We start from the raw sequence: 25,028 nt of genomic DNA, 5'->3' as shown, positions 1-25,028 counted from the left end.
AGTTTCGGTGCAGACTGTCAATCGAACGACTGCATGCCCGACTGGGCGATGCGCATCAGACGCTGGTATTCGGTGGGCGAAAGCTCCATGAAGAAGTAGTGGATCGGGTCCACGCGCATGCCGTTGTAGCGGACTTCGTAATGGAGGTGGGGCGCCAGCGAAAGGCCCGTGTCGCCCGAAAGGGCGATGATGTCGCCGCGGCGCACCTGCTGGCCCTTGCGGACGTCGATCTTCGAGAGGTGGTTGTACGAAGTCTCGTAGCCGTTGCCGTGGTCGATGACGACGGTCTGTCCCGACGTCGAGTTGCGCTGGGCCACCTCGCGCACCGTTCCGTCGGCCGTGGCGAAGACGCGCGACCCTTCGGGAATGGTGTAGTCCACGCCCTGATGCGATTGCAGCGTCTTGTAGAAGGGGTGGATGCGCATGCCGTACGAAGCCGTGAGCAGCGTCAGCTGCTTGTTGATCACGGGCTGGATCGACGGGATGTTGTCGCACCGGCTGCCGGCCGAGTCGATGCGCGCCTGCAGGTCGAGGTAGGTGTCGTTCAGCTCGTCGAGCCGCGTCTCCATTTCGGCCACGCGTTCGCGCAGCTCGCGTTTGAGACGGCGCGACGAACGGTTGAAGATGTTTTCGTAGGTGGCGGCCTGCTTGCGCTCGTACTCCGAGTCGAAGTCGTAGGGGTCCGACTCGAAGAGGATGCGGAAGACGTTGCGGTCGCGTTCCGAGAGGTTGCGCATCACCGTCGTCAGCGTGTCGTATCGCTGGACGAGGGCCGTGTATTCGCGGCGCAGGCGGTCGGTCGAGTGCTTGAGCTCGTACTCGACGGGCGTGTCGAAGAACACCGAGAAACCGATGTAGTAGAGCACGGCGACGCCCGCCCATACGAAGAAATGGATCGTGGCGCGTATGATGTTCTGTTTGCGGCGCTTACGCTTGCGAAGCCGTATCAGGTCCTTTTTTCCGGCCATACGTTACATTTCGAAATTGGTTTCACGCATCCGCGCCATCAGGTCGTCGTATTCGGCGGCGGTCATGTCGCGGTTGAAATAGTTGACCGGATTCACGGGCGTACCCTTGTGAATCACTTCGTAGTGGAGATGGGGGCCTGTCGAGCGGCCCGTGTTGCCCGTTTCGGCGATCACCTGACCGCGGGTCACGCGTTCGCCCGGTTTGACCAGCACCTTGCTCAGGTGGGCGTAGCGGGTCTTGTAGCCGAAACCGTGGTTTACGAGCACCTGATAGCCGTAGCCGCCGTTGTAGCCGCTGCCGACGGCCAGTTCCACCTCGCCGTCGCCGGTGGCGTATACCGGCGTACCCCGGTCGCAGCCGAAATCGACGCCCGTGTGGGCCTGCACGCGGTGGAGTACGGGGTGGTAGCGGCGCGGCGAAAATGCGCCGATGTGGTTGTTGTGCAGCGCCGAACGGTCGATGGGCCAGATGGCCGGAACCGCCGCCGACATCTTCTCCTTGTCCTGCGAGAAGGCCTGCAGTTCGTCGAACGACACCGATTCGAGGTAGAGCGTGCGGGCCAGCGCGTCGAGCTGCCGCCACGTGCCGACCATCAGAGGGGCGTAGTCGTCGTCGAGCAGCGCGGCGTATTTGGTGTCGGGGTAGGGCTGCCAGACGCCTTCGATCGACATCGTGTCGGTCGAGAAGAGCGAACGGTAGACGTAGTTGTCGCGGTGGCGTATTTCGTCCACGTGGCGCTGCGCCGTGCGGATGCGGTCCTGCAGGATGCGGTATTTGATCACCAGATCGCGGTTCTCGCGGATGATGCGGTACATCTTCGGGGTGTAGAAGAAGTAGGAGAAGAGTACGTTGGCGATCGAGACGAGAATGAAGCCGATGAGTATCTTGCGGATCAGACGGTAGGTGCGCAGGCGGAACGGGGCGGTGACCACGTCGCGCGTCAGTGTCTGCGCCTCGTGCGTCAGCGTGTGTGTATCCGATCTTTGCCCTTTTTGCCCCATCGTGGAAAAAACTCCTGTTAATAGGATGCAAATTTAACTTTAATTGTGTAATTTTGCAACCCGAAATCACAAACGAAAGAATCGGATAAAATCTTATATATGGAATCGAATAAAATTCGCCGCGCCTTTCTCGACTTCTTCGAGAGCAAGGGCCATGTGATCGTGCCTTCGGCGCCGATGGTCGTGAAGGGCGACCCCACGCTGATGTTCACCAATGCGGGCATGAACCAGTTCAAGGACATCTTTCTGGGCAACGCGCCCCGCAAATATCCGCGTGCGGCCGATACCCAGAAGTGCCTGCGCGTGTCGGGCAAGCACAACGACCTCGAAGAGGTGGGCCACGACACCTATCACCACACGATGTTCGAGATGCTGGGCAACTGGTCTTACGGCGACTACTTCAAGAAGGAGGCGATCGAGTGGGCGTGGGAGCTGCTGGGCGGCGTCTACAAACTGCCGGCCGACCGCATGTACGCCACGGTTTTCGAAGGCTCGGAGGAGGACGGCGTGCCCTTCGATCAGGAGGCTTACGACTACTGGAAGCAATTCCTGCCCGAAGACCACATCATCCGCGGCAACAAGCACGACAACTTCTGGGAGATGGGTGAGACGGGTCCCTGCGGTCCCTGCTCGGAGATTCATTTCGACCTGCGCGATGAGGCGGAGATCGCCGCCAAGCCGGGCCGCGAGATGGTCAATGCGGGCCATCCGCAGGTGATCGAGATCTGGAACCTCGTCTTCATGCAGTTCAACCGCAAGGCCAACGGCTCGCTGGAGCCGCTGCCGGCCCGCAATGTCGATACGGGCATGGGCTTCGAGCGTCTGTGCATGATTCTGCAGGGCAAGAAGTCCAATTACGACACCGATGTCTTCCAGCCTACGATCCAGCGTATTTCGCAGCTGTCGGGCAAGGCTTACGGCGCCGACGCCAAGTGCGACGTGGCGATGCGCGTCATCGCCGACCACCTGCGCGCCATCGCCTTTTCGATCGCCGACGGCCAGCTGCCGTCGAACGTCAAGGCCGGTTACGTCATCCGCCGCATCCTGCGCCGCGCCGTGCGTTACGGCTATACCTACCTCGGCTTTACGGAGCCGACGATCTGCAAGCTCGTTCCCGGACTGGTGGAGCAGATGGGGGAGCAGTTCCCCGAACTGAAGGCCCAGCAGTCGCTGATCGAAAAGGTGATCGAGGAGGAGGAGGCTTCGTTCCTGCGTACGCTGGCCACGGGCATCAACCTGCTGGACGGCGTGATCGAAAAGACCAAGGGCGAGGGCCGGGAGCTGATTTCGGGCAAGGACGCCTTCGAACTCTACGATACGTTCGGCTTCCCGATCGACCTGACGGAGCTGATCGCCCGCGAGCAGGGCGTCGGCGTGGACCTCGCGGCCTTCGAGACCGAACTGCAGGCCCAGAAGGAGCGTTCGCGCAACGCCGCAGCCGTCGATACCGACGACTGGGTGGAGTTGTTCCCCATCAGGGAGAGCCTCTTCACGGGGTACGATACGCTGACCGAGCAGGTCCGGATCGCCCGCTACCGCCGCGTGACCTCCAAAGGCAAGACCTCTTACCAGCTGGTCTTCGACCGCACGCCGTTCTACGGCAATTCGGGCGGTCAGATCGGCGACATCGGCTATATCGAGAACGCCGACGAGCGCATCGCGGTCGTGGCCACCGAGAAGGAAAACGGACTGATTATCCATATCGTCAAGGAGCTGCCCGAAAATCCCGCGGCCGGGTTCACGGCCGTCGTGGACGCCGCGAAGCGTCAGTCCGCGGCCAACAACCATACGGCCACGCACCTCATGCACGAGGCGCTGCGCAAGGTCCTCGGACAGCATGTCGAGCAGAAAGGCTCGATGGTGACGCCCGAAGTCCTGCGTTTCGACTTCTCGCATTTCCAGAAGATGACCCCGCAGGAGCTGCGCGAGGTCGAGATGCTCGTAAACCGCGCCGTGCGGGCCAACTATCCGCTCGAAGAGAACCGCGAAGCCACCAAGGAGGAGGCCGAGAAATGCGGCGCGATGATGCTCTTCGGCGAGAAGTACGGCGACAAGGTGCGCATGGTCCGCTTCGGCTCGTCGGTCGAGTTGTGCGGCGGTACGCATACCAGCGCCACGGGCAACATCGGCTTCTTCAAGATCCTGAACGAAAGCGCCATTTCGGCCGGCGTGCGCCGTATCGAGGCCGTGACGGGCGAGCGCGCCGAGCAGATCATCTATGCCGCCGAGGATACGATGCGCGACATCAGCGACTATCTGCATAACCCGCAGGTGCTGCAGGCCGTCAAGAAGATGTTCGAAAGCAACGAAGCGCTGTCGAAGGAGGTCGAGACCATGCGCCGCGAGCAGGTTGCGCAGTGGGCCGATAAGATCATCGCCTCGACGCCCGAACGCCGCGGCGTGCAGCTGATCGCCACGCAGACCGACCGTACGCCCGAATTCGTCAAGGATCTGGCCTATTGTCTGCGTGCGCGTGCTCCGAAACTGGTGCTCGTGCAGGGTTCGGTCAACGACGGCAAGCCGATGCTGACGGTGATGCTCGGCGAAGAGATCACGGCGCAGGGCGTAAATGCCGGAGCCGTGGTGCGCGAAGCTGCGAAACTGATGCAGGGCGGCGGCGGCGGTCAGGCGTTCTTCGCCACGGCCGGCGGCAAGAACCCCGACGGGTTGCAGGCGGCCATCGACAAGGCCGTGGAGCTGATAATGGCGCAGCTGCATTAGGCCGTCCGATTCCGGCGGCGAACCGCCTTTTGGCAAGTTGCCGGCTGATGAATTTGCGGCGGGGCGGTTGTGATTTTCCGGCGATAATTTCCGGCGGCGAATTCCCGGTCGCAATGTCTGGCGGTGGTTCCGACACGGTTCCCGATCGCGCTGCGGCGGAAATTTGCCGGGTGGGGAATCGGCGGTGCGCAGGCCAAACGGTGCGACGGCATGGGCCGGAGCGAAACAGATGAGATAATTACTAAAAACAAACGATTATGAATAACAAGGTATTATTGATGATCCTCGACGGCTGGGGCAACGGCCATCACGACAAGGCCGATGTGATTTCGACCGTGCATCCCGAATATATCTCGGCCATGACGGAGAAATATCCCCACGCCCAGCTGCGCACCGACGGCGAGAACGTCGGCCTGCCCGAAGGACAGATGGGCAACTCGGAGGTCGGACACCTCAATATCGGCGCCGGCCGCGTGGTTTATCAGGATCTCGTGAAGATCAACCGCGCCTGCCGCGACAACTCGATCATGGAGAATCCTGAGGTGAAGGCGGCGTTCGAATACGCCAAAAAGAACGGTGCGAACATGCACTTCATGGGGCTGGTGTCGGACGGCGGCGTACACTCGTCGCTGGAGCACCTCTTCAAGTTGTGCGACATTTCGGCGGCCTACGGCCTCGACAATACCTACGTGCATTGCTTTATGGACGGCCGCGACACCGACCCGCGCAGCGGCAAGGGTTTCATCGCCGACCTCGAAAAGCACCTCGCCGCCACGACGGGCAGGATCGCTACGGTGATCGGCCGTTATTACGCCATGGACCGCGACAAGCGCTGGGAGCGTGTGAAGATCGCATACGACGCGCTGGTCAACGGCATCGGCGAACGTTCGTCGGACATGGTCGAAGCCGTCCAGAAGTCGTATGACGAGGGCGTGACGGATGAGTTCATCAAGCCTTTCGTGCGCATCGACGAGAACGGACAGCCCGTCGGCATGATCCGCCCGAACGACGTGGTGATCTTTTTCAACTACCGCAACGACCGCGCCAAGGAGCTGACCGTCGTGCTGACGCAGGAGGACATGCCGGCCGAAGGGATGCACACCATGCCGCTCTACTACTGCTGCATGACGCCCTATGACGCCAAGTTCACGGGCCTGCACATCCTCTTCGACAAGGAGAACGTACCCAACACCATCGGCGAGTACGTCTCGAAGCTGGGCCTGCGGCAGCTGCGCATCGCCGAGACCGAGAAATACGCCCACGTCACGTTCTTCCTGAACGGCGGCCGCGAAGCGGAGTTCGAAGGCGAAGAGCGTATCCTCGTCGCGTCGCCCAAGGTCGCCACGTACGACCTCCAGCCCGAAATGAGCGCTCCGGAAGTGGCTGACAAGCTGGCCGCCGCGCTCGGTGAGCAAAAATTCGACTTCATCTGCCTGAACTTCGCCAACGGCGACATGGTGGGCCATACGGGCGTTTACGAGGCCATCGTCAAAGCGGTGAAGGCCGTAGACGGATGCGTCGCCAAGGTCGTCGAAGCGGCCAAGGCCAACGGTTACGAGGTCGTGATGATCGCCGACCACGGCAATGCCGACAACGCCGTCAATGCCGACGGTACGCCCAATACGGCGCACTCGCTCAATCCGGTGCCCATCGTGGTCGTTTCGGACCGCGTGAAGTCGGTGCACGACGGCATCTTGGCCGACGTGGCTCCCACGGTGCTCCGCCTGATGGGCCTCGAACAGCCTGCCGAAATGACCGGCAAGGCGCTCGTGGAGCTGAAATAGCCCGCTTGCTGACACAAAAAATCCCGCACCGTAAAGTGCGGGATTTTTGTTTCGGGGCGGAATTCGGTTCCGGGTGCGGAACGGTTTCCGGTCGGATGCTTCGCGCTGCTCTTAGTCGAGCTCCTCCTTGAACTTCTCGATCCAGCCGGGTAGGAGACGCAGGGCGTGCGCCATCTGGTATTCGGTATTCGTCCGGTTGTTTGTGATGAATTCCATGGCGACCTTGAAGCAGTTGTCCTCTCCGTCTCGCTCCGCCGAACACTTGCAAACGAATTTGTCCCGGTTCTGATCGTTGGAAATCGCCAGCAGTTTGTCATAAGGGACGTCGGCAGTGAAATTCGCCGATACCTCCACGTAGGCGTAATCCATGTCCGCCACTTCTTTTATGATGGCGTAGTAGTTGATTCCCTGTACTTTGAACAGAATGTCCCTGTCTTCGTCGAACGTCGGGACATAGCCTTCGCGCTTCAGAAAAGCGAAGATATCCTCCCGGACGCTCTGCTGGGCGAAGAGCGCGGAAACCGTGCCGAAAATCAGGAGCAGGGTGAGCGTAAATTTCTTCATGCCGATTCTTTTTTTTGGTTTTGCAATAGTCAAAGATAATGAATTCCTGCGCATGGTGGAGCGGAACCGGACGAAATTTGTGCGGGTGTGGGTTCCTCCGAACAACGTCTGCTGTTTCGGCAATCGTACCGCCTTCTGCAGAAGCTTCGCGCCGCGGACCTCCGGGGCTGCCTTGGGTGATGGCGCGGACCGGAAGTTTTTCGTCTGCGGCGATCGCTGCTGCGCATGACGGAGTCAGTAGAGTTCGATGAATTCGTACGTATTGCCTACGGCGGCGAGGTAGCGCAGGAACTCGCTGCGGGAGACGACCACCGTGGCGCGGTTGTCGTTGGGGTGGAACGAATAGGCCGGGAATCTCTCCAGATTCCGGTCCAGAAACAGGTGTACGTGGCGCTCCGGGTCGTTGATCAGCCCGAAGGGCGACACCGAGCCGGGACGCAGTCCGAGCCAGCGCTCCATGCGCTGTTCCGACGCGAACGAGAGCTTGCCCTGCCGCAGGCGGCGTTCGAGGTCGTGGATGGCGAGGTTCTGCTCGCAGTCGAACGCCACGAGGTAGTGGCGGTTGCCCTTGTGGTTACGGAAAAAAAGGTTCTTGCAGTGCTTCGAGCCGTCGTCGCGCCAGTATCGGCGTGCGATTTCGATGGTCGGGGCTTCGGGGTGTTCGTACCACGTGTAGGCGATGCCGTGGCTGTCGAGCCAGTCGAAGACTTTTTGGCGTCGGTCGGTCGTTTCCATCGTTATTGAAACTGTTTTTCAGTAATATATGGGCCGTCCCTTGATTCTCCGGATGAAATGGCGGAACCGGACGATCCAATGGGGCAGCAGGTGAAGCGATTCGGGAAGGGTGAGGTACATCCACAGGATTTTCTTTCCGACGATGGGATGATGCATCGAATCGGCGTCGAAATATTGCCTGAACAGCTCCCGGTTGCGGATGATTTCGCGCTGCAAAGCGCGGTTGTCGGCCGCATCTGTCGTACTGATCGACCTTGCCAGATTTGTCAGTCCGTGTTCCGAATAGGCTTCGGCCAGATATTCGGGATCGGTGATCCCGAACCGTTCGGTCAGCGCCTGCTGTTTGGCTAGTATCGACACTCCGGCGCGAAATGTTTCGGCGGCGGGCTGCCGCCGCTGCGAAAGCGACGTTCCGTCGGGGCAGACCTGATAATGGTAATAGGTACCCGAACGCAGAATGATCTGCCGGACGTGGCTCAGGTATCCGAGTACGAAGACGAGATCCTCGCAAATGGAGAGCCCGGTGTCGAACCGGAGCGCTTCCCGGCGGATCAGCGGGAGGGAGAACAGTTTGCAGTAGGTCCATCCGTCGCGCAGCAGGCGGTTTTCGACGATTATTTTCCCCAGCTCGCCTTGCGTGCCGGTGGTGTCGGGGTAGTCGTAAAGCTCCGTGCGGTTTTGGGCGATGTATTCGATGGCGACGCCTTGGCTGACCAGCAGGTCGCCGTCGGGCAGCGGGGTGCGGAAAAATGCAGCCAGATATTGGGGATCAACCCGGTCGTCGCAGTCCATGAATGCGACGTAACGGCTTTCGGCCATCTCCAGTCCCCGGTTCCGGGCCGCGGAGACTCCGCCGTGCGGCAGACGCATGACCCGGATGCGCGGATCGCGTCTGGCGTATTGCTCGCCGATGTCGGCCGTCCGGTCGGTGGAGCCGTCGTCCATCACCAGCACTTCGAAATCCCGGAACGTCTGGGCCAGCAGGTCGTCGAGACAGTTCGGGAGATAATTTGCGGCGTTATAGGCGGGAACGATAAGGGTCAGCAGAGGTCTCCCGGTCATTATCCTATGTGATAAAATGTTTTGATATTCTCTTCGACGCATCCTACCAGCACGTCCACGGCTTCGCGGGGCGACCATGCGTTGTGGGGCGAGAGCAGCAGGCGGTCGGGTTCGCGGATGCCGAGCAGCGGACTGTCGGCGGCGAAGGGTTCGCGCGAGAAGACGTCGAGGGCCGCGCCGGCGATCGAACCCCGGTCGAGTGCTTCGGCCAGCGCCGCTTCATCGACGATGCCGCCGCGGGCGACGTTTATGAGGAGGGCCGAGCGTTTCATGACCGACAGTTCCGGCGCGCCGATCAGTCCGCGGGTGCGGTCGTTCAGCGGGGCGTGGATCGAGACGATGTCGGAGCGGCCCAGCAGTTCGGTGAGCGGAAGCGCGGGGTAAGGCTCTTCGCGTACGACGCCCGACGTCGAGGTGTAGCACACTTCGCAGCCGAATGCCGCTGCCAGCCGTGCTACCTCGCGGCCGATGGCGCCGAGTCCGACGATGCCCCATTTCGAGCCGTAGAGCTGGTGGGTGGGCAGTGCGAAATGGAACTGCTGTCCGGCGGCGGAGTAGGCGCCGCTCTTGACGTAACGGTCGTAATAGACGATGTTGCGACGCAGTGCGATGGCCGCTCCGAGGGTGGTTTCGGCCACGGAGTGCGTCGAGTAGCCTGCGGCGTTCTTTACCTCGATCCCCAGCTCGGCCGCGGCTTCGAGGTCGATGTTGTTGGTGCCGGTGGCGGCTACGCAGATCAGCCGCAGCCGGGGCAGGGACTGAAGCGTTTCGTGGCGCAGGACCACCTTGTTGGTGATTATCACGTCGGCTTCGCGGCAGCGGTCGGGAAGCTCTTCCGGCGTCGTGCGGGCGTAACCCTTGTATTCGCCCAAGGCTTGGAGCCGGCCGAGGTCGGCGCCTCCGAGTGTGTACTCGTCCAGAAATACGATGTTCGGTTTCATAAGGATATGCGTTTTTAGTTCATTTCTCCGATCAGGCCGCGGATTACGACCGACGCGCAGCCGATGCCGAACAGCGCGGGGATGTAGGATATGGTGCCGACGTTCGACTTCTTGTTCTGCTCCTCGCAGAGGATCAGCGCCCCTTCGCGCATCGGTTCGGGCGAGTAGACGGCCCTGAAACCGCTGCGGACGCCGATTTTGTGGAGCCGCTTGCGCAGCATGTGGGCCAGCGGACAGTGGTGGGTCTTGGAGATGTCGGCGATCTCCATCTTCGTCGGGTCGGTCTTGGCCCCTGCGCCCATCGAGCTGACCAGCGGCAGCGAACGGTCCAAAGCACCCTTTATCAGCGCCAGTTTGGGCGAGAGGGTGTCGATGGCGTCCACTGCGTAGTCGTATTTCGCGGCGTCGAGCAGCAGGTCAGTCTCCTCGTCCTTGATATAGCGGCTGACCACCGTGAGTTCTATCTCCGGGTTGATGTCGCGCAGGCGTTCGGCCAGAATTTCGGCTTTCTGGCGGCCGACGGTCGAGTGGAGGGCGACCAGCTGGCGGTTGATGTTGCTCGGCGCCACGGCGTCGGCATCGGCGATGGTCATGCGGCCCACGCCGGCCCGGACGATCATCTCGGCGGCATAGGCTCCCACGCCGCCCAGCCCGACGACCAGTACGTGGGCCTTTCGGAGCAGGTCGAGTTTCTCTTTGCCGAGCAGCAGCTCGGTGCGTTCAAGCCAATTATCCGTATTCATTTTCAATTGCTGTGTTCGTTTTATCGGGCCGGGAGCGGCGGCGTTCCGGCCGCCTTGTCCTGCCCTTGCGGCCCGGTCGTAAATATCCGTCCGTAGTTTTCCAGCGTCGCCCGTTGCAGTTCCTCCGGCGTGACGCCTTTTACTTTCGCAGCGCGCGCGTAAATCTCTTCGATCGGGACGTCGCTGTCGTCGGTTTCGAGAAAAAGCTGCGAGAGGGGCGTTTCGCGCAGGGATTCCAGCGTCTTGGGCGATGCGAAGGCGCGCAGGCCGAACGAGAGGTAATAGCCTTTTAAGACGGCCCGGCGGGCCTGTTCGGGCGATCCGATGAAGCCGTGGAAGATCGCTGCGCGGGGCCGGCAGGCGTCCAGTTCGCGCATGACCGGCTCGAAAGCCCTGACGCAGTGCAGAACCACGGGCAGCCGCCGTTCGCGCGCCAGCGCGAGCTGCGCCCTGAACGCCGCCAACTGTGTTTCACGGTCGGCGCCATGCACGAAATCGAGTCCCGTTTCGCCGACGGCCTGCACGTCGCCGAGCAACGGCACGATCGTGCTAACGTCTTCTTTGTCAGCATTCCACGGATGAATTCCGGCTGTCCGCAGTTCGATGCCGCGGCCGGTCGGGCGGTGGGTGTGTATGTTGACGAATTGATCGGTCATCGCGACAAATGTACGAATTTTAAGTAAATTAAAAAATAATAGATATTGCATACCGGATTCTCGGAAAAAATTCGTATTTTCGCACGCGAATTATGGCTGTTAGCACACTAACAACGCACGACGAACCCAAAATATATCCAAACATAACAATCAAAATCTTTAACCATGTCGAAAATCATTACACTACGCAAGGGTCTCGACATCAATCTCCGGGGAAAGGCTCAGGAGTCTCTGGCCGACGCGCCGCTGGCTTCGGAGTATGCCCTCTCGCCTCTCGATTTCGAGGGCGTGACTCCCAAGTTGCTGGTTAAGGTGGGCGATGAGGTGAAAGCCGGTACGCCGCTGTTCTTCAACAAGTACAGCGAGCGCATCCTCTTCACGTCGCCCGTCAGCGGTACGGTTGCGGCCGTCAACCGCGGCGAGAAGCGCAAGATTCTCTCCGTGACCGTGACGCCCGCCTCCGTACAGAGCTACGAGGAGTTCGCGAAGCCCGATCTGCAGAAGGCTTCCCGCGAGGAGATTGTCGAGCTGCTGCTCAAGTCGGGTCTCTGGCCCATGATCGTGCAGCGACCCTACGGCGTTATCGCCGACCCGAACGACACGCCGAAAGCGGTCTTCATCTCCGCCTTCGATTCCGCGCCGCTGGCTCCGGACTACAACTACGTCCTGCGCGCCGAGCAGAAGAACCTCCAGACCGGTATCGACGTAATGCGCAAACTCACTTCGGGCAAGGTGCATCTTTCGGTGCGCGCCAAGGCCGAGGGGCAGATGACTGCGCTCAAGGGCGCCGAGACGCATGCCTTCGCGGGCAAGCACCCCGTCGGCAACGTCGGCGTGCAGATCCACCACATCGACCCCGTGAACAAGGGCGAAGTCGTGTGGACGGTCAACATTCAGGATCTGGCGATCATCGGCCGTCTGTTCAACGAGGGCCGCGTCGATATGACGAAGATCATCGCCGTGGCCGGCTCGGAGATCGAAAAGCCGCAGTACTGCCGCATCATCGCGGGCGCCAAGGTCGATTCGATCCTCAAGGGCAACGTGAAGCCTCAGAAGGAGGGCGACCATGTGCGCATCATTTCGGGCAACGTGCTCACGGGTGCGAAAACCGCGGCCGACGGCTTCATCGGTTTCTATGCCAACCAGCTGACGGTGATTCCCGAAGGCGACAAGTTCGAGCTGCTGGGCTGGGCGATGCCCCGTTTCAACAAATTCTCCGTATCGCGCGCCTACTTCTCGTGGCTCTGCCCCAAGAAGGAGTACAATCTCGATACCAACATGAACGGCGGCGAGCGTCCGTTCGTGGTGACGGGCCTTTACGAGCGGTATCTGCCGATGGACATCTACCCGATGTACCTGCTCAAGGCGTGTCTCGCCGGCGACATCGACAAGATGGAAAACCTCGGCATCTACGAAGTGGTCGAAGAGGATTTCGCGCTTTGCGAGTTCGTCGATCCCTCGAAGATCGAGATTCAGCAGATCATCCGCGACGGTATTAACTTAATGATTAAGGAGGCTTAACGATGAGCGCATTACGCAATTTAGTAGACAAGCTCAAGCCCACGTTCACCAAGGGTGGCAAGCTGGGCTTCTTGGAATCGACGTTCGATGCGTTCGAAACGTTCCTGTTCGTACCCGACACGACGACTTCCAAAGGCGCGCATATCCGCGACTGCAACGACATGAAGCGTACGATGATCATGGTGGTCGTCGCCCTGATGCCGGCGCTTCTGTTCGGTTTCTATAACACGGGTTACATGCACTTCCTCTCGCAGGGCGTGCAGCCCGAATTCTGGGCTTCGCTCTGGTTCGGATTCCTCAAGGTGCTCCCCCTGATCGTCGTTTCGTACGTCGTGGGTCTGGGCATCGAGTTCGCATTCGCCCAGTTCCGCGGCCACGAGGTCAACGAGGGCTTCTTGGTGTCGGGTCTGCTGATCCCGATGATCATGCCGGTGGACATTCCGCTCTGGATGGTGGCTCTCTCGACCGCCTTCGCCGTCGTCTTCGGCAAGGAGGTGTTCGGCGGTACGGGCATGAACGTCTTCAATCCCGCGCTGCTGGCGCGCGCCTTCGCCTTCTTCGCCTATACGCCTTCGATGTCGGGCGCGACGGTGTGGATCGCGGGCATGACCTCCGGCGAGGGCGTGGTGGACGGCTTCTCCGGCGCAACGGCGCTCGAAAACCTGAGCACCACGGGCCAGATGGGCTATTCGGCCATGGACGCCTTCCTCGGTTTCATTCCGGGCTGCGTGGGCGAGACTTCGACGCTGGCGATCCTGATCGGCGCGGCGATCCTGCTCTTCACGGGCGTCGCTTCGTGGCGCACGATGGTCTCGGTATTCGTCGGCGGTCTGGCGATGGGCTATCTCTTCCAAGCGCTCGGCGTGACGACCTATCCGGCATGGTGGCACCTGATCGTCGGCGGTTTCGCTTTCGGTGCGGTCTTCATGGCCACCGATCCCGTCACCTCGGCGCAGACCGACAAGGGCAAATACATCGTGGGTCTGATGACCGGTGCGCTGGCCGTGCTGATCCGCGTGGTCAATCCGGCCTATCCCGAAGGCATGATGCTGTCGATCCTCTTCATGAATGCGCTGGCTCCGCTGGTGGACTACTATGTGGTCGAGGCGAACATCTCGCGCAGAAAGAAACGTGTTAAACTGGCAAAATAGGGGAGAATATGGCAACGAAAAAATTCAAATGCACCGTTTGCGGCTACATTCACGAAGGAGACGCCGCACCCGAAAAATGCCCGGTCTGCATGGCCCCCGCCTCGGCGTTCGTCGAACTGAAGGACGAGAAGAAAAAGGGGCTGTTCAGCGACAAGAACGGCAACGCATATATTATAATGTACTCGACGGTGATGGTGGTCATCGTAGCGACGCTGCTGGCCGTGGCCGCACTTTCGCTCCAGTCGCGCCAGTACGCCAACGAGCTGAACGAGAAGAAGCAGTCGATCCTTTCGTCGCTCTCGGCGCAGGGTGAGAATTACGACGCCTTCATCAAGGGCTACGTGCTCGACGCCGACGGCAACGAGCTCGAAGGCGAGGATGTCTTCGAGCTGCTGAAGGACCTTCAGGGCGCTTTCGACGACGGCAAGTTCCCCGTATTCGAAGCCGCCGACGGCCGCGTGGTGATTCCCGTGACCGGCATGGGCCTCTGGGGACCCGTCTGGGGCTATATCGCCCTCGAAAAGGATATGGACACCGTGGCCGGTATCATCATGGCCCACAAGGGCGAGACCCCCGGTCTGGGCGCCGAGATCGCAACGCCGAAATATCAGGCGCAGTTCGTCGGCAAGAAGATCTTCAAAGGCGACGAGTTCGTCTCCGTGAAACTGCGCAAGGGCGGCGCTCAGGACCCCGAACATGAGGTCGATGCCATTTCCGGCGGTACGAAGACCTCGGACGGCGTGACGGCGATGCTCTACAACAGCATGGAACACTACCTGCCGCTGCTCGAAGCCAAGCGCAAGGCCGCGGTCGAGCAGGTCGTATTTGCTCCCGTGCGGGATGAGTCTAACGAAGAAAATGTAGAAAACAATGAGTAAGAACGAAAAAGAGCCTTTGTTTTCGGCTAAGAACATGAAGTTCCTGACGGGGCCGTTCTCCGCGAACAACCCGGTCATCGTGCAGATTCTGGGTATCTGCTCGGCGCTGGCCGTCACCGTACAGCTCAAACCCGCCATCGTCATGGCCTTGTCCGTGACGGTCGTGACGGGATTCTCGAATCTGGTGATGTCGCTGCTGCGCAACGGCGTGCCCTCGCGCATCCGCATCATCGTACAGCTGGTGGTTATCGCCGCGCTGGTAATTCTGGTCGATCAGGTGCTTAAAGCCTACGTTTTCGAGGTTTCCAAGCAGCTGTCGGTTTACGTGGGCCTTATCATCACCAACTGTATCGTCATGGGCCGCATCGAGGCCTTCGCGCTGGCCAACAAGCCGTGGGCGTCACTGCTCGACGGTATCGGCAACGGTCTGGGCTACGGCCTGATTCTGGTGATCGTGGCTTTCTTCCGCGAGCTTTTCGGTTCGGGTTCGCTGCTGGGCTTCCGCATCGTTCCTGAGAGCTGGTATATCGCCGAGGGCGGTTTCTACTCCAACTGCGGCCTGATGCTCTTCCCGCCGATGGCGCTGATCATCGTGGGCTGCATCATCTGGGTGCACCGTTCGCGCAACAAGGATTTACAGGAAAAATAGGAGAATAGCGTATGGAATCATTGAATATCTTTATCCGGTCGATCTTTATCGACAACATGGTCTTCGCGTTCTTCTTCGGCATGTGTTCCTACATCGCCGTTTCGAAGAGCGTCAAAACCGCCCTCGGCCTCGGCGCCGCCGTTACGTTCGTAATGGTGATGACCGTGCCGCTGAACTACTTCCTGTATGAATACGTACTCAAGGCGGGCGCCCTCGCGTGGGCCGGGCTTCCGGACGTCAATCTGGACTTCCTGACCTTCATCGTCTTCATCGCCACCATCGCGGCTTTCGTGCAGCTGGTGGAGATGGCCGTCGAGAAGTTCTCGCCGACGCTTTACAGCCAGCTGGGCATCTTCCTGCCGCTGATCGCCGTGAACTGCGCCATCATGGGCGGCTCGCTCTTCATGCAGCAGAAAGTCGATGCGCTGGAGCTTACGTCGCTCTGGCAGTCGATCGTCTACGGTCTGGGCTCCGGTCTGGGCTGGTGGCTGGCTATCGTGATGATGGCCGCGATCCGCGAGAAGACGACTTACTCGCAGATTCCTGCGGCGCTCAAGGGGCCGGGTATCGCCTTTATCATCACCGGCCTGATGGGTATCGCCTTCATGATCTTCTCCGGTATTCAGTTCTAACCTTAAAAGAGATTCGGAAAACATGGAATTGACTATTATAGTTGCAATCATTGCCTTTCTGGCTGTAACCCTCCTCTTGGTGGGGCTGCTTCTCTTCGCAAAGGCTAAACTGACCTCGTCGGGCGAAGTGACCATCGACATCAACGACGGCGAGAAGGTCATCACCGCCGAGAGCGGCTCGACGCTGCTTTCGACGCTGGCCAACAACAAGGTGTTCCTGCCTTCGGCCTGCGGCGGCGGCGGTTCGTGCGGCATGTGCAAATGTCAGGTGCTCGAAGGCGGCGGCGATATTCTGCCGACCGAAACCGGATTCATTTCGCGCAAGCTGGCCAAGGACCACTGGCGTCTGGGCTGTCAGGTCAAGGTGAAGGAAAACCTCAGGATCAAGGTGCCCGAAGCCGTGCTCGGTGTCAAGAAGTGGGAGTGTACGGTCGTCTCCAACCGCAACATTTCGACCTTCCTCAAGGAGTTCGTCGTGAAGCTGCCCGAAGGCGAGAACCTCAAGTTCCGCAGTGGCGGTTACATTCAGATCGACATCCCGAAGTACGACGCCATCAAGTTCTCGGACATGGACGTCGATGAGAAGTACCGCGCCGACTGGGACAAGTTCAAGATGTGGGATCTGGTTACGACCAACCCCGAAGACACGTTCCGCGCCTACTCGATGGCCAACCACCCGGCCGAGGGCAATATCATCATGCTCAACATCCGTATCGCCACTCCGCCGTTCGACAAGGCGACGGGCGGCTTCATGAAGGTCAATCCGGGTATCTGCTCGTCGTATGTCTTCTCGCGCAAGCCGGGCGACAAGATCACGATTTCGGGTCCTTACGGCGAGTTCTTCCTGCCGGACGACCTGCCCGATACGCAGGAGCTGATCTTCATCGGCGGCGGCGCCGGCATGGCGCCCATGCGCAGCCACCTGATGCACCTGTTCAAGACCGAGAAGACCAAGCGTCCCGTTTCGTTCTGGTACGGCGCGCGTGCGCTGAAGGAGGTTCCCTATCTCGACGAGTTCCACGCCATCGAGAAGGATTTCCCCAACTTCTCGTTCAATCTGGCGCTCGACCGTCCCGATCCCGAAGCGGACGCCGCAGGCGTGAAGTACACGCCGGGCTTCGTCCACAACGTGCTGTATGAGAATTACCTGAAGAACCATCAGGCGCCTGAGGACTGCATCTACCTCATGTGCGGACCTCCGATGATGATCGCTTCGGTGGTGAAGATGCTCGACAGTCTCGGCGTGCCGCCCGAAAATATCCTCTACGACAACTTCGGTTCGTAATCCGATTTGTCGGTATTCGAATCCCCGGACAGCTGTCCGGGGATTTTTTTGTGCTACGGAACGGTCCCTTTGCGGGGGCGGCGTTTCGGGAATTTTATTATATTTGTAGTAATAACCTTAAAACCAAATTCTATTGAAATGAACATTCCTTCCATTTTCTGGTTCATTCCCGCTGCCGCGGTTATCGCCCTGTTGCTGGCTTGGGCGTTTTACCGTGCGATGAAGCGCGAGGATGAAGGCACGCCGCGCATGCGCGAGATCGCCGGGCACGTGCGCCGGGGCGCCATGGCCTACCTGCGCCAGCAGTACAAGGTCGTCGCCATCGTATTCGTGGTGCTGGCGCTGTTTTTCGCCTATCTGGCCTACGGCGCCGGGGTGCAGAACCCGTGGGTGCCCTTCGCCTTCCTGACGGGCGGATTCTTTTCGGGACTGGCCGGCTATTTCGGCATGAAGACCGCGACCTACGCTTCGGCGCGTACGGCCAACGCCGCGCGCCAGTCGCTCGACCGCGGCCTGAAGGTCGCATTCCGCAGCGGCGCGGTGATGGGGCTGGTCGTAGTGGGGCTGGGCCTGCTCGACATTTCGTTCTGGTACGTCATCCTCGAATATTTCGTCGATGTCACCGGACCGCAGAAACTCGTCGTCATCACGACCACCATGCTGACCTTCGGCATGGGCGCTTCGACGCAGGCGCTCTTCGCGCGCGTCGGCGGCGGCATCTATACCAAGGCGGCCGACGTGGGCGCCGACCTCGTGGGCAAGGTCGAGGCGGGAATTCCCGAAGACGACCCGCGCAATCCCGCGACCATCGCCGACAATGTGGGCGACAACGTGGGCGACGTGGCCGGCATGGGCGCCGACCTTTACGAAAGCTACTGCGGCTCGATACTCGCCACCGCGGCTCTCGGAGCCGCCGCCTTCGCTTCGGCGGACGGGATGGCCATGCAGCTGTGCGCCGTGCTGGCGCCGATGCTGATCGCTGCCGTGGGCATCGTGCTTTCGATCATCGGCATCTTCCTCGTGCGCACCAAGGAGGGCGCCACGATGCGCGAACTGCTCCGTTCGCTGGGTGTGGGCGTCAATTTCAGTTCGCTGCTGATCGCCGGCGCGACGTTCGGCATCCTCTATCTGCTGGGAATCGAGAACTGGATCGGACTGTCGTTCTCGGTCATCACGGGACTCTTGGCCGGCATCATCATCGGGCAGGCCACCGAGTATTACACCTCGCACTCCTACGAGCCGACGCAGAAGATCGCCGGAAGCGCACAGACGGGACCCGCCACCGTGATTATCGCGGGTATCGGGTCGGGCATGATCTCGACGGCTGTTCCGGTCCTGACGATCGGCGTGGCGATTATCCTCGCCTACCTTTGCGCCATCGGCTTCGACATGGAGCATATCATGTCCGCGCAGAGTATGTCGCTGGGCCTTTACGGCATCGGCATCGCGGCGGTCGGCATGCTCTCGACGCTGGGCATCACCCTTGCCACGGACGCTTACGGCCCGATCGCCGACAATGCCGGCGGCAATGCCGAGATGAGCGGGCTGGGGCCCGAAGTGCGCAAACGCACCGATGCGCTTGATGCGCTGGGCAACACGACGGCCGCCACGGGCAAGGGTTTCGCCATCGGTTCGGCCGCGCTGACGGCTCTCGCGCTGCTGGCCTCCTATATTGAGGAGATACGCATCGGACTGCTGCACAACGGCGTGACGGCCCTCGACCTGCCCAACGGCACGACGCAGCTGGTCGAGAAGGCTTCGCTCCTCGATTTTATGGAGTATTACCACGTGTCGCTGATGAATCCGACGGTGCTGATCGGCGTGTTTGTCGGCGCGATGATGTCGTTCCTGTTCTGCGGCCTGACGATGAACGCCGTGGGGCGTGCGGCCCAGAGCATGGTGAACGAGGTGCGCCGCCAGTTCCGCGAGATCAAGGGCATCCTTACGGGCGAGGGCACTCCCGACTATGCCCGGTGCGTCGAGATTTCGACGCGCGGCGCCCAGCGCGAGATGCTGCTGCCGAGTCTGCTTGCTATCGTCGTGCCGGTGGTCGTCGGCTTGGTGTTCGGCGTGGCGGGCGTCATGGGACTGCTTGTCGGCGGCCTGAGTTCGGGCTTCGTGCTGGCCGTGTTCATGGCCAATGCAGGCGGCGCGTGGGACAACGCCAAGAAGATGGTCGAAGAGGGACATTTCGGCGGTAAAGGCTCCGACTGCCACAAGGCGACCGTCGTGGGCGATACCGTGGGCGACCCCTTCAAGGATACGTCGGGTCCGTCGCTCAATATCCTCATCAAACTGATGTCGATGGTCTCGATCGTCATGGCCGGCCTGACGGTGGCTTTCCACCTTTTTTAGTCTGCCGGAATTCCTTGCTGCGACGGCTGCCCGCATCTGCGGGCGGCCGTCGCTGATTCGGCGGGAGTGCGGATTCGAGACGGAGCATCCAGTCCGACGCTCTTGAGACGTTCTCCGCAGTCTGCTGCTGGCTGGCTGTCGTCCGCCGTCGGTTGTCCGCAGCCTGCCTCTCTCCGGCGGCGGTTCTCTGCGCGTCGCTTTGTATCTGCCGCACCGCCGTCCGCCGCCATATGTGAAAAAGCCTTTCGGCCATAACGGACGAAAGGCTTTCGTGTGTCGGAAGATGATGTTATCCGGAGGTGCCGTTATTTCTTGTTCGCGCCGCTTTCGAGAATCGAGACGATGGAGTAGAGCGTGAAGCAGATGGCGCCGAATCCCGTCAGTACGCGCGCCGGAACGAAGTATTTGGTTTCGAACAGCGCCGCTTCGTAGAGGAACGCGGCGAGGAAAAGGCACGCCAGCGCCGTGAGTACCGGAATGATCGGGATGCGGTTGGCCAGCGGGAAATCGGCGTGCCAGATTTTCGCCAGCAGGATCACCTTGCTCGAAATGCTCCAGCAGATCAGCGCCAGTCCGATCAGTACGAAGCCCACGAAATTGATCGACTCGCCCCGGAATGTGAAGATCAGGATCAGCCCCAGCACGAAAGCCAGTCCGCCCATGCAGAGCACCAGACTCATCCAGCGGCGGCGTTCGCCCATCGTGTAGCTGCCCCGTGCCTGACGGGCGATGCTGGCGACCAGCGCGATCAGCGAGGTGCAGACGCAGGCGATGCCGAACATGACGCTGCCCGCGACGATATGCGCCGGGAGCGTCCCGATCGAAAACAGCAGGATGCACCAGAGCCATGCTCCGGCGGCCACGGCCGATACGATGAAGATCAGCAGCGAGCTTTGTCCGCGCGAGAATCCCGCAGGATTGATCGAGAAGCTGCTGTCGCCTGAGTTTTTGGGAATCAGGCTGAATCTGGTCGAGGAGGTGGCGGCCGTCGAGACGCAGGCCGTGATGAGTCCGAGTCCGCAGACCACATGCCCCGTGACGTATGCGCCCGTCATGTTCGACGTGATGATGAAGATTCCGCAGATGACCGTCATGGCGGCGAAAGCGTAACCGACGGCCGGGAAAAGGTACTTCGCGGCGGCGCTGTAGGTGCCGATGATCTGGCGGATGATGGTCGCGGCCGTGCAGTAGAGCGCGACGCAGATCGAGCCGAGAAAAAAGACGACGGGACCTGCGATCAGCCGTGAAGGATCGCTTCCGGCGGCGAAGACGTAGGCTCCGTAACCGAAACAGAATGCCGCCATCGCGAGGGGTATGGCGCGGAAAAGAATGCTTATGCCGTGGTTCATAAACTGAGTTTTTGTTCGAACGCAGACCTGCAAATCCCGAACCAAAGAAAAAATGGCTATCTTTACGCCATGAAAAATATCGTTTTCGACCTCGGCGGGGTGCTTTTCGCCCGCGACAAAAATAAGTCCACGCAGGAATTCCATGAATTTTTCAGCTTCATCCGCTCGGAGCGGATGCCCCTTTTCTGGGAGGAGTACGACCGGGGCGCATCGACGCTCGGCGAGGTGACCGACATTCTCGCCCGGACGACCGGCTGCCCGCGCGAAAAGTGCGAACGTTTTCTGCTGCTGTCGATCGACATGCAGGAGCCCGTCGCGCCGACCGAACGGCTCGTCGGCGACCTGAAGGCCGCGGGGTACAGGCTTTACGTGCTTTCGAACATGTCGCGCGAGTTCATCGCCTTCCTGCGCCGTTTTCCCGTCTACCGGCTTTTCGACGGCGAGGTGGTCTCCTGCGAGGAGGGGACGGTAAAGCCCGAACCGCGGATTTACGAAATCCTGCTGGAACGCTACGGACTCGATCCCGCCGAAACCCTTTTCATCGACGACCGCGCGGCGAATATCGCCGCCGCCGAAGGGCTGGGCATCGCCGGATACCTTTTCGACCACCGGAATCCCGCCGCCGCATGCGACGAGCTGCGCCGCAGGCTGCTGTAACAATAGGAAGCGATAAAAATAAGAGAGGCCGGTGAAAACCGGCCTCTCTTTGCATTGCAGTCTTTCGGAGACTTAGTTGAACGTGTAGCGGATGCTGAACATGGCTGACCAAGTCGCAACCGTGCTCGCATACTTCGACCAAACGGGCTTGGTGAAGTTGTAGGCGTTGGTCTTGGTGTTGTATTTCAGAATCTGCGACGATTCGAGACGGTCGATGCCGCACCAGTTGCGGTTGATCAGGTTGGCGAGGTTGTTGATATCGACGCCCAGCGTGATCGTGTTGCGCTTGCCGTTGATATTGATGTAGAAATCCTGCGAGAATTTGAAATTCACCATGTGCTGCCACGGCATCACGGCGCCGCCGCGCTTCGAGTATTCGCCGATGTGCTTCGACAGGTAGGAATCCTTGTTGATGAATGCCCAGAAGTCGTTTTTCTGGTCGGCGGCCGAGTAGATGACCTTGCCGTTGTCCACCAGATCGGCGAACGTCATCTTGTCGAGCTGTTCGCGGGTCGGGATGTAGAGAAGCAGGGCTGCACCGCCGTCGCCGGTGACGTTACCCATCGTATAGGAGTAGCGCGAGTAGGAGTAACCGCCGATATAGCCGTGCTGGAACGCTTCGTAGTAGAGTCCGAAGTTCGATGCGCCGTTCTTCTGCGCCAGACGGTAGCCTACGTTGAAGAGAATGCGGTGGGGCGATACGTACGATGCGTATCCCAGTTCGGGCGTGTTCGAACCGTTGCGGTTGAACGTATTGGTGTTATATGCCGAAGTCACTTGGTCGCCGATGCCGTCGATCACGTTCTTGGCGCTCGAATAGGTGTAGGCAGCCATCAGCGAGAGACCGAAGCCCCAGCGTTTCGACACCTGAGCGGAAACCGATGCGTAATATCCGTCGATATCGGCGTTGTTGATCAGGTAAGGATTGATGGAGTATTTCTCTTCGGGATTCTTGTTTCTGATATTCTGGCTCTTCCATGCCTTGCGCAGAGCAGGTTCGCCCGGAAGCTGAATGCCTGCGGGGTTCTCTTCGATACCGAGTTTGGTTACGGTTACCGAGTTGAAATCCTTGTTGTAGATTCCCTCGATATTCAGGTCAACGTCACCCGGCAGTTTCAGATCCAGCGCCAGCGAGGTCTTCCACGTGGAGGGCATCTTGAGCTTCTTGTCCAGAATGGTAGGCTGCGTGTTGGCCGCCAGATCCTGCTGTTTGTAGGTGCCGCCGTAAATGTTCTTCAGCATGTCGTTGACGTTGGTGTGGAAGCTGGGCATGCGCGAATCGCCCTTGTAGAGCGAGAGTCCGTTCTGGATGCAGTTGCTGTTTCCGGCCACCGACACCAGCCATACGAACGGCAGACGGCCGTTGAAGACGCCCGTACCGCCGCGGAGAATGTATTTGCGTTCGCCGGTCATATCCCAGTTGAAACCTACGCGGGGAGCTACGGCCAGACGTGCTTTGGGCATGTCCGAGGTCTTATAGCCGCCGTAGTTGGCGAAAGCCTGCGTGAAGTCCTTGTTCTCGTTGTTGTCGATGGAGGGGTAGGAGGGCACTTCGAAACGGATGCCGACCGTGGCCTTGAAGCGCTCGCTGAAATTGATCTCGTCCTGCAGGTAGATCGAATACTGCATGTAGGTGAACTGGGGATACTCCTGAGCCAGCGCGTCGTTGTTGCCGTGGGCGATACGGAACGCCAGCGGTTCGCGGTCGTTCTTGAAATCGTCCCATGTCTCATAGACGTAGTAGCCGGCGCCGCCCTGCAGGTAGCCGTTCTTGGCCACGTTGTGCTCGAACTGCAGACCGGCGACGAAACGGTTCTTGCCGACCGTATAGCCGATTTCGTCCGTCACGACGTGCGTGCTGACCTCGCGCAGGTTGCCGTACGTGAAGGGGTCGAGACCGAACGAGGCGTATACGGCGCGGTTGCCTTGGTATTCTTCCAGAATGTCTACGGTCGGGAAGAGCTTGCCGTCGTAGCTGCGCGGCTCGTACTGATGCGAGTAGGTGTAGCGCAGCGTGTTGGTCAGACGGCCTTCGAGGAAGCGCGAATTCAGCTCGGCGGCTACCGACGTGAAGTTCTGCTCCTGATAGTAGCGCGAATTCTGGAAATACATGGCGTAATTCGAAGTACGGCCGTAGTTGTTGCGGTCATAGGCCAGTTTGCTGTCCAGCGGGCTGATCGAACTGGACGGCGACGACGAATACTTGTTCTGGGTACGGCTGAAGCGTACGTTGAGCGAGTTGTTGCGGTTGATGTTCCAGTCTACGCGGGCCATGAGTTTGTAGCCGGGCGTTTTTACCGAATAGCCTTGGTAGGGACCGGGGTTGTAGCCGTATTTGTCGATCAGGAAATTGCTGATTTCGTCGAGTTTTTCGACCGTCGGACGGTTGTACTGCGAGCCGCCGCCGAAGCTCTGGCCCTCGCTGGTGCGTGCCAGACGCGACGTTCCCGGCGTGGTGTTCCACTCGCGCTCGAAGTTGGCGAACACGAAGAGCTTGTCCTTGACGATCGGGGCGCCGATGCTGAAGCCGAGGGTGGTGTTGCGCATTTCGCTCAGCGACAGTTTGCCGCCGTCGTACTTGTCGCCCTGAAGCTGGTCGCTTTTGGCGAAAACATATGCCGAAGCCTTGAATTCGTTGGTTCCCGACTTGGTTACGGCGTTGATCGCACCGCCCGTAAAGCCGCTCTGGCGAACGTCGTAGGGGGTGACCGATACCGACATCTGCTCCAGTGCGTCGAGCGAGATGGGCGAGCCGCCTGCGGGCAGGTTGCCGCCGATGCCGAAGGCGTTGTTGAACGCGGCGCCGTCAACCGTTACGTACGACTGACGGTAGTTACCGCCGCCGATCGCCAGACCCGACGTGGTGGTCGAAGCCTGCGGCGTGAGTTTCATGATGTCGTTCATGCTGCGGCTTACCGAAGGCATCAGCTCGATCTGCTCGCTGGAGATGCTCGTAACGGCGCCTGCGCGGTTTACGTTCATCGAGCTGTTGCGGCCGTCGGCCGTAACGACTACGGCTTCGAGCGTCTGGCTGTCCTTCAGGAAAGCGTTGCGCGTGAGGGTTTCGCCCAGCTGCAGTTCGAGTCCGGGGAACTCGACGCCCTGATAACCCACGAACGAGAAGGTTACGGTGTAGGGACCGCCCGTACGCAGGCCCTGCAGGTTGTAGCGGCCGTCCTTGTTGGTCACGGCGCCGTACTGCGTACCCGAAGGGGTGTGCACGGCGATAACGGTGGCGCCGGCGAGGGGCTGGCCCTGTTCGTCGGTAACCGTACCGTTCATGCCCGAAGTCGTCACCTGCGCGGAAGCCGCGGCGACGGTGAAAATCGAGAGCATCAGAATGAAAAGTTTCTTCATACCAAATAATTTAGTTAA

Annotated in this window: 20 protein-coding genes; 10 read left to right on the top strand and 10 right to left on the bottom strand. The window is 60.1% G+C overall.

From position 1 onward, the window contains the following. Positions 1-17: 17 nt before the first annotated feature. Both HMPREF9720_RS11290 and HMPREF9720_RS11285 read right to left on the bottom strand, forming a co-directional pair. The gene (locus HMPREF9720_RS11290; RefSeq protein ID WP_009598533.1) at positions 18-968 is read right to left on the bottom strand and encodes a M23 family metallopeptidase; all 951 of its coding nucleotides are present in this window, start codon (positions 966-968) and stop codon (positions 18-20) included. A gap of 3 nt (positions 969-971) precedes the next feature. Next, positions 972-1,970: a M23 family metallopeptidase gene (locus HMPREF9720_RS11285; RefSeq protein ID WP_009598512.1), complete on the bottom strand. Its 999-nt coding sequence runs from the start codon at positions 1,968-1,970 to the stop codon at positions 972-974. A gap of 99 nt (positions 1,971-2,069) precedes the next feature. Between HMPREF9720_RS11285 and alaS the strand changes: the two genes are divergently transcribed. Further along, entirely contained in the window at positions 2,070-4,691 is a 2,622-nt protein-coding gene (alaS, locus tag HMPREF9720_RS11280; protein WP_009598484.1) for an alanine--tRNA ligase, read from the top strand. Positions 4,692-4,948: 257 nt separating this feature from the next. After that, positions 4,949-6,475, top strand: coding sequence for a 2,3-bisphosphoglycerate-independent phosphoglycerate mutase (gpmI, locus tag HMPREF9720_RS11275; protein WP_009598467.1), 1,527 nt, complete (start codon positions 4,949-4,951; stop codon positions 6,473-6,475). 111 nt (positions 6,476-6,586) lie between these two features. Here gpmI and HMPREF9720_RS11270 read toward each other — a convergent pair whose 3' ends face one another. From HMPREF9720_RS11270 to HMPREF9720_RS11245, 6 genes are all read right to left on the bottom strand, one after another. Then, a complete protein-coding gene (locus HMPREF9720_RS11270) occupies positions 6,587-7,039 on the bottom strand; it encodes a hypothetical protein (protein WP_022044019.1) in 453 nt (150 codons plus the stop codon). 234 nt (positions 7,040-7,273) lie between these two features. Beyond that, complete coding sequence (locus tag HMPREF9720_RS11265) at positions 7,274-7,774, bottom strand: prolyl-tRNA synthetase associated domain-containing protein (protein WP_009598491.1); 501 nt, start codon at positions 7,772-7,774, stop codon at positions 7,274-7,276. 18 nt (positions 7,775-7,792) lie between these two features. Continuing rightward, positions 7,793-8,836 carry a glycosyltransferase family 2 protein gene (locus HMPREF9720_RS14860; protein WP_009598528.1) on the bottom strand — a complete coding sequence of 348 codons (1,044 nt, stop codon included), beginning with the start codon at positions 8,834-8,836 and terminating at the stop codon, positions 7,793-7,795. Beyond that, positions 8,836-9,777 carry an NAD(P)-dependent oxidoreductase gene (locus tag HMPREF9720_RS11255; RefSeq protein ID WP_009598493.1) on the bottom strand — a complete coding sequence of 314 codons (942 nt, stop codon included), beginning with the start codon at positions 9,775-9,777 and terminating at the stop codon, positions 8,836-8,838. Before HMPREF9720_RS11255 ends, HMPREF9720_RS14860 begins: the two co-directional genes overlap by 1 nt. Positions 9,778-9,791: 14 nt before the next feature. Further along, the gene (locus tag HMPREF9720_RS11250) at positions 9,792-10,520 is read right to left on the bottom strand and encodes a tRNA threonylcarbamoyladenosine dehydratase (protein ID WP_175282412.1); all 729 of its coding nucleotides are present in this window, start codon (positions 10,518-10,520) and stop codon (positions 9,792-9,794) included. A 20-nt stretch (positions 10,521-10,540) separates the two neighbouring features. Further along, positions 10,541-11,176, bottom strand: a complete 636-nt coding sequence (locus HMPREF9720_RS11245) for a TatD family hydrolase (RefSeq protein ID WP_039940551.1) — start codon at positions 11,174-11,176, stop codon at positions 10,541-10,543. A 165-nt stretch (positions 11,177-11,341) separates the two neighbouring features. Between HMPREF9720_RS11245 and HMPREF9720_RS11240 the strand changes: the two genes are divergently transcribed. The 7 genes from HMPREF9720_RS11240 (at position 11,342) to HMPREF9720_RS11210 (ending at position 19,647) form a co-directional block, all read left to right on the top strand. Continuing rightward, positions 11,342-12,697 carry a Na(+)-translocating NADH-quinone reductase subunit A gene (locus tag HMPREF9720_RS11240; protein ID WP_009598477.1) on the top strand — a complete coding sequence of 452 codons (1,356 nt, stop codon included), beginning with the start codon at positions 11,342-11,344 and terminating at the stop codon, positions 12,695-12,697. A 2-nt stretch (positions 12,698-12,699) separates the two neighbouring features. Then, the gene (locus HMPREF9720_RS11235) at positions 12,700-13,848 is read left to right on the top strand and encodes an NADH:ubiquinone reductase (Na(+)-transporting) subunit B (RefSeq protein WP_009598532.1); all 1,149 of its coding nucleotides are present in this window, start codon (positions 12,700-12,702) and stop codon (positions 13,846-13,848) included. A gap of 8 nt (positions 13,849-13,856) precedes the next feature. Further along, a complete protein-coding gene (nqrC, locus tag HMPREF9720_RS15970; protein ID WP_009598541.1) occupies positions 13,857-14,726 on the top strand; it encodes an NADH:ubiquinone reductase (Na(+)-transporting) subunit C in 870 nt (289 codons plus the stop codon). Continuing rightward, positions 14,719-15,375 (top strand): NADH:ubiquinone reductase (Na(+)-transporting) subunit D, encoded by a 657-nt coding sequence (locus HMPREF9720_RS11225; RefSeq protein WP_009598523.1) that lies wholly within the window; start codon positions 14,719-14,721, stop codon positions 15,373-15,375. The genes nqrC and HMPREF9720_RS11225 overlap by 8 nt, the downstream gene beginning before the upstream one ends. 11 nt (positions 15,376-15,386) lie before the next feature. Next, entirely contained in the window at positions 15,387-16,007 is a 621-nt protein-coding gene (gene nqrE, locus HMPREF9720_RS11220; protein ID WP_009598469.1) for an NADH:ubiquinone reductase (Na(+)-transporting) subunit E, read from the top strand. A gap of 22 nt (positions 16,008-16,029) precedes the next feature. Next, on the top strand, positions 16,030-17,292 hold the full coding sequence (nqrF, locus tag HMPREF9720_RS11215; RefSeq protein ID WP_009598516.1) for an NADH:ubiquinone reductase (Na(+)-transporting) subunit F: 1,263 nt from the start codon (positions 16,030-16,032) through the stop codon (positions 17,290-17,292). 138 nt (positions 17,293-17,430) lie between these two features. Then, a complete protein-coding gene (locus tag HMPREF9720_RS11210) occupies positions 17,431-19,647 on the top strand; it encodes a sodium-translocating pyrophosphatase (protein ID WP_039940549.1) in 2,217 nt (738 codons plus the stop codon). Between the two features lie 305 nt (positions 19,648-19,952). Here HMPREF9720_RS11210 and HMPREF9720_RS11205 read toward each other — a convergent pair whose 3' ends face one another. Next, positions 19,953-20,996: a DUF2776 family protein gene (locus HMPREF9720_RS11205; protein ID WP_009598518.1), complete on the bottom strand. Its 1,044-nt coding sequence runs from the start codon at positions 20,994-20,996 to the stop codon at positions 19,953-19,955. 69 nt (positions 20,997-21,065) lie between these two features. On the opposite strand from HMPREF9720_RS11205, the gene HMPREF9720_RS11200 reads away from it, so the two are divergent. Beyond that, complete coding sequence (locus HMPREF9720_RS11200) at positions 21,066-21,653, top strand: HAD family hydrolase (RefSeq protein ID WP_014776355.1); 588 nt, start codon at positions 21,066-21,068, stop codon at positions 21,651-21,653. Between the two features lie 72 nt (positions 21,654-21,725). Here the strand turns inward: HMPREF9720_RS11200 and HMPREF9720_RS11195 are convergent, their stop codons facing one another. Continuing rightward, the gene (locus tag HMPREF9720_RS11195) at positions 21,726-25,010 is read right to left on the bottom strand and encodes a TonB-dependent receptor (protein ID WP_009598501.1); all 3,285 of its coding nucleotides are present in this window, start codon (positions 25,008-25,010) and stop codon (positions 21,726-21,728) included. Between the last annotated feature and the right edge of the window lie 18 nt (positions 25,011-25,028).

Source organism: Alistipes sp. HGB5, from assembly GCF_000183485.2.
Classification (GTDB): Bacteria; Bacteroidota; Bacteroidia; order Bacteroidales; family Rikenellaceae; genus Alistipes; species Alistipes finegoldii.
This window is presented reverse-complemented; position numbering and strand designations above follow the sequence as displayed.

Coding starts and splice junctions, on each gene's coding strand:
- HMPREF9720_RS11290 (WP_009598533.1), bottom strand. CDS start 968: ATGGCCGGAAAAAAGGACCTGATACGGCTTCGCAAGCGTAAGCGCCGC.
- HMPREF9720_RS11285 (WP_009598512.1), bottom strand. CDS start 1,970: ATGGGGCAAAAAGGGCAAAGATCGGATACACACACGCTGACGCACGAG.
- alaS (WP_009598484.1), top strand. CDS start 2,070: ATGGAATCGAATAAAATTCGCCGCGCCTTTCTCGACTTCTTCGAGAGC.
- gpmI (WP_009598467.1), top strand. CDS start 4,949: ATGAATAACAAGGTATTATTGATGATCCTCGACGGCTGGGGCAACGGC.
- HMPREF9720_RS11270 (WP_022044019.1), bottom strand. CDS start 7,039: ATGAAGAAATTTACGCTCACCCTGCTCCTGATTTTCGGCACGGTTTCC.
- HMPREF9720_RS11265 (WP_009598491.1), bottom strand. CDS start 7,774: ATGGAAACGACCGACCGACGCCAAAAAGTCTTCGACTGGCTCGACAGC.
- HMPREF9720_RS14860 (WP_009598528.1), bottom strand. CDS start 8,836: ATGACCGGGAGACCTCTGCTGACCCTTATCGTTCCCGCCTATAACGCC.
- HMPREF9720_RS11255 (WP_009598493.1), bottom strand. CDS start 9,777: ATGAAACCGAACATCGTATTTCTGGACGAGTACACACTCGGAGGCGCC.
- HMPREF9720_RS11250 (WP_175282412.1), bottom strand. CDS start 10,520: ATGAATACGGATAATTGGCTTGAACGCACCGAGCTGCTGCTCGGCAAA.
- HMPREF9720_RS11245 (WP_039940551.1), bottom strand. CDS start 11,176: ATGACCGATCAATTCGTCAACATACACACCCACCGCCCGACCGGCCGC.
- HMPREF9720_RS11240 (WP_009598477.1), top strand. CDS start 11,342: ATGTCGAAAATCATTACACTACGCAAGGGTCTCGACATCAATCTCCGG.
- HMPREF9720_RS11235 (WP_009598532.1), top strand. CDS start 12,700: ATGAGCGCATTACGCAATTTAGTAGACAAGCTCAAGCCCACGTTCACC.
- nqrC (WP_009598541.1), top strand. CDS start 13,857: ATGGCAACGAAAAAATTCAAATGCACCGTTTGCGGCTACATTCACGAA.
- HMPREF9720_RS11225 (WP_009598523.1), top strand. CDS start 14,719: ATGAGTAAGAACGAAAAAGAGCCTTTGTTTTCGGCTAAGAACATGAAG.
- nqrE (WP_009598469.1), top strand. CDS start 15,387: ATGGAATCATTGAATATCTTTATCCGGTCGATCTTTATCGACAACATG.
- nqrF (WP_009598516.1), top strand. CDS start 16,030: ATGGAATTGACTATTATAGTTGCAATCATTGCCTTTCTGGCTGTAACC.
- HMPREF9720_RS11210 (WP_039940549.1), top strand. CDS start 17,431: ATGAACATTCCTTCCATTTTCTGGTTCATTCCCGCTGCCGCGGTTATC.
- HMPREF9720_RS11205 (WP_009598518.1), bottom strand. CDS start 20,996: ATGAACCACGGCATAAGCATTCTTTTCCGCGCCATACCCCTCGCGATG.
- HMPREF9720_RS11200 (WP_014776355.1), top strand. CDS start 21,066: ATGAAAAATATCGTTTTCGACCTCGGCGGGGTGCTTTTCGCCCGCGAC.
- HMPREF9720_RS11195 (WP_009598501.1), bottom strand. CDS start 25,010: ATGAAGAAACTTTTCATTCTGATGCTCTCGATTTTCACCGTCGCCGCG.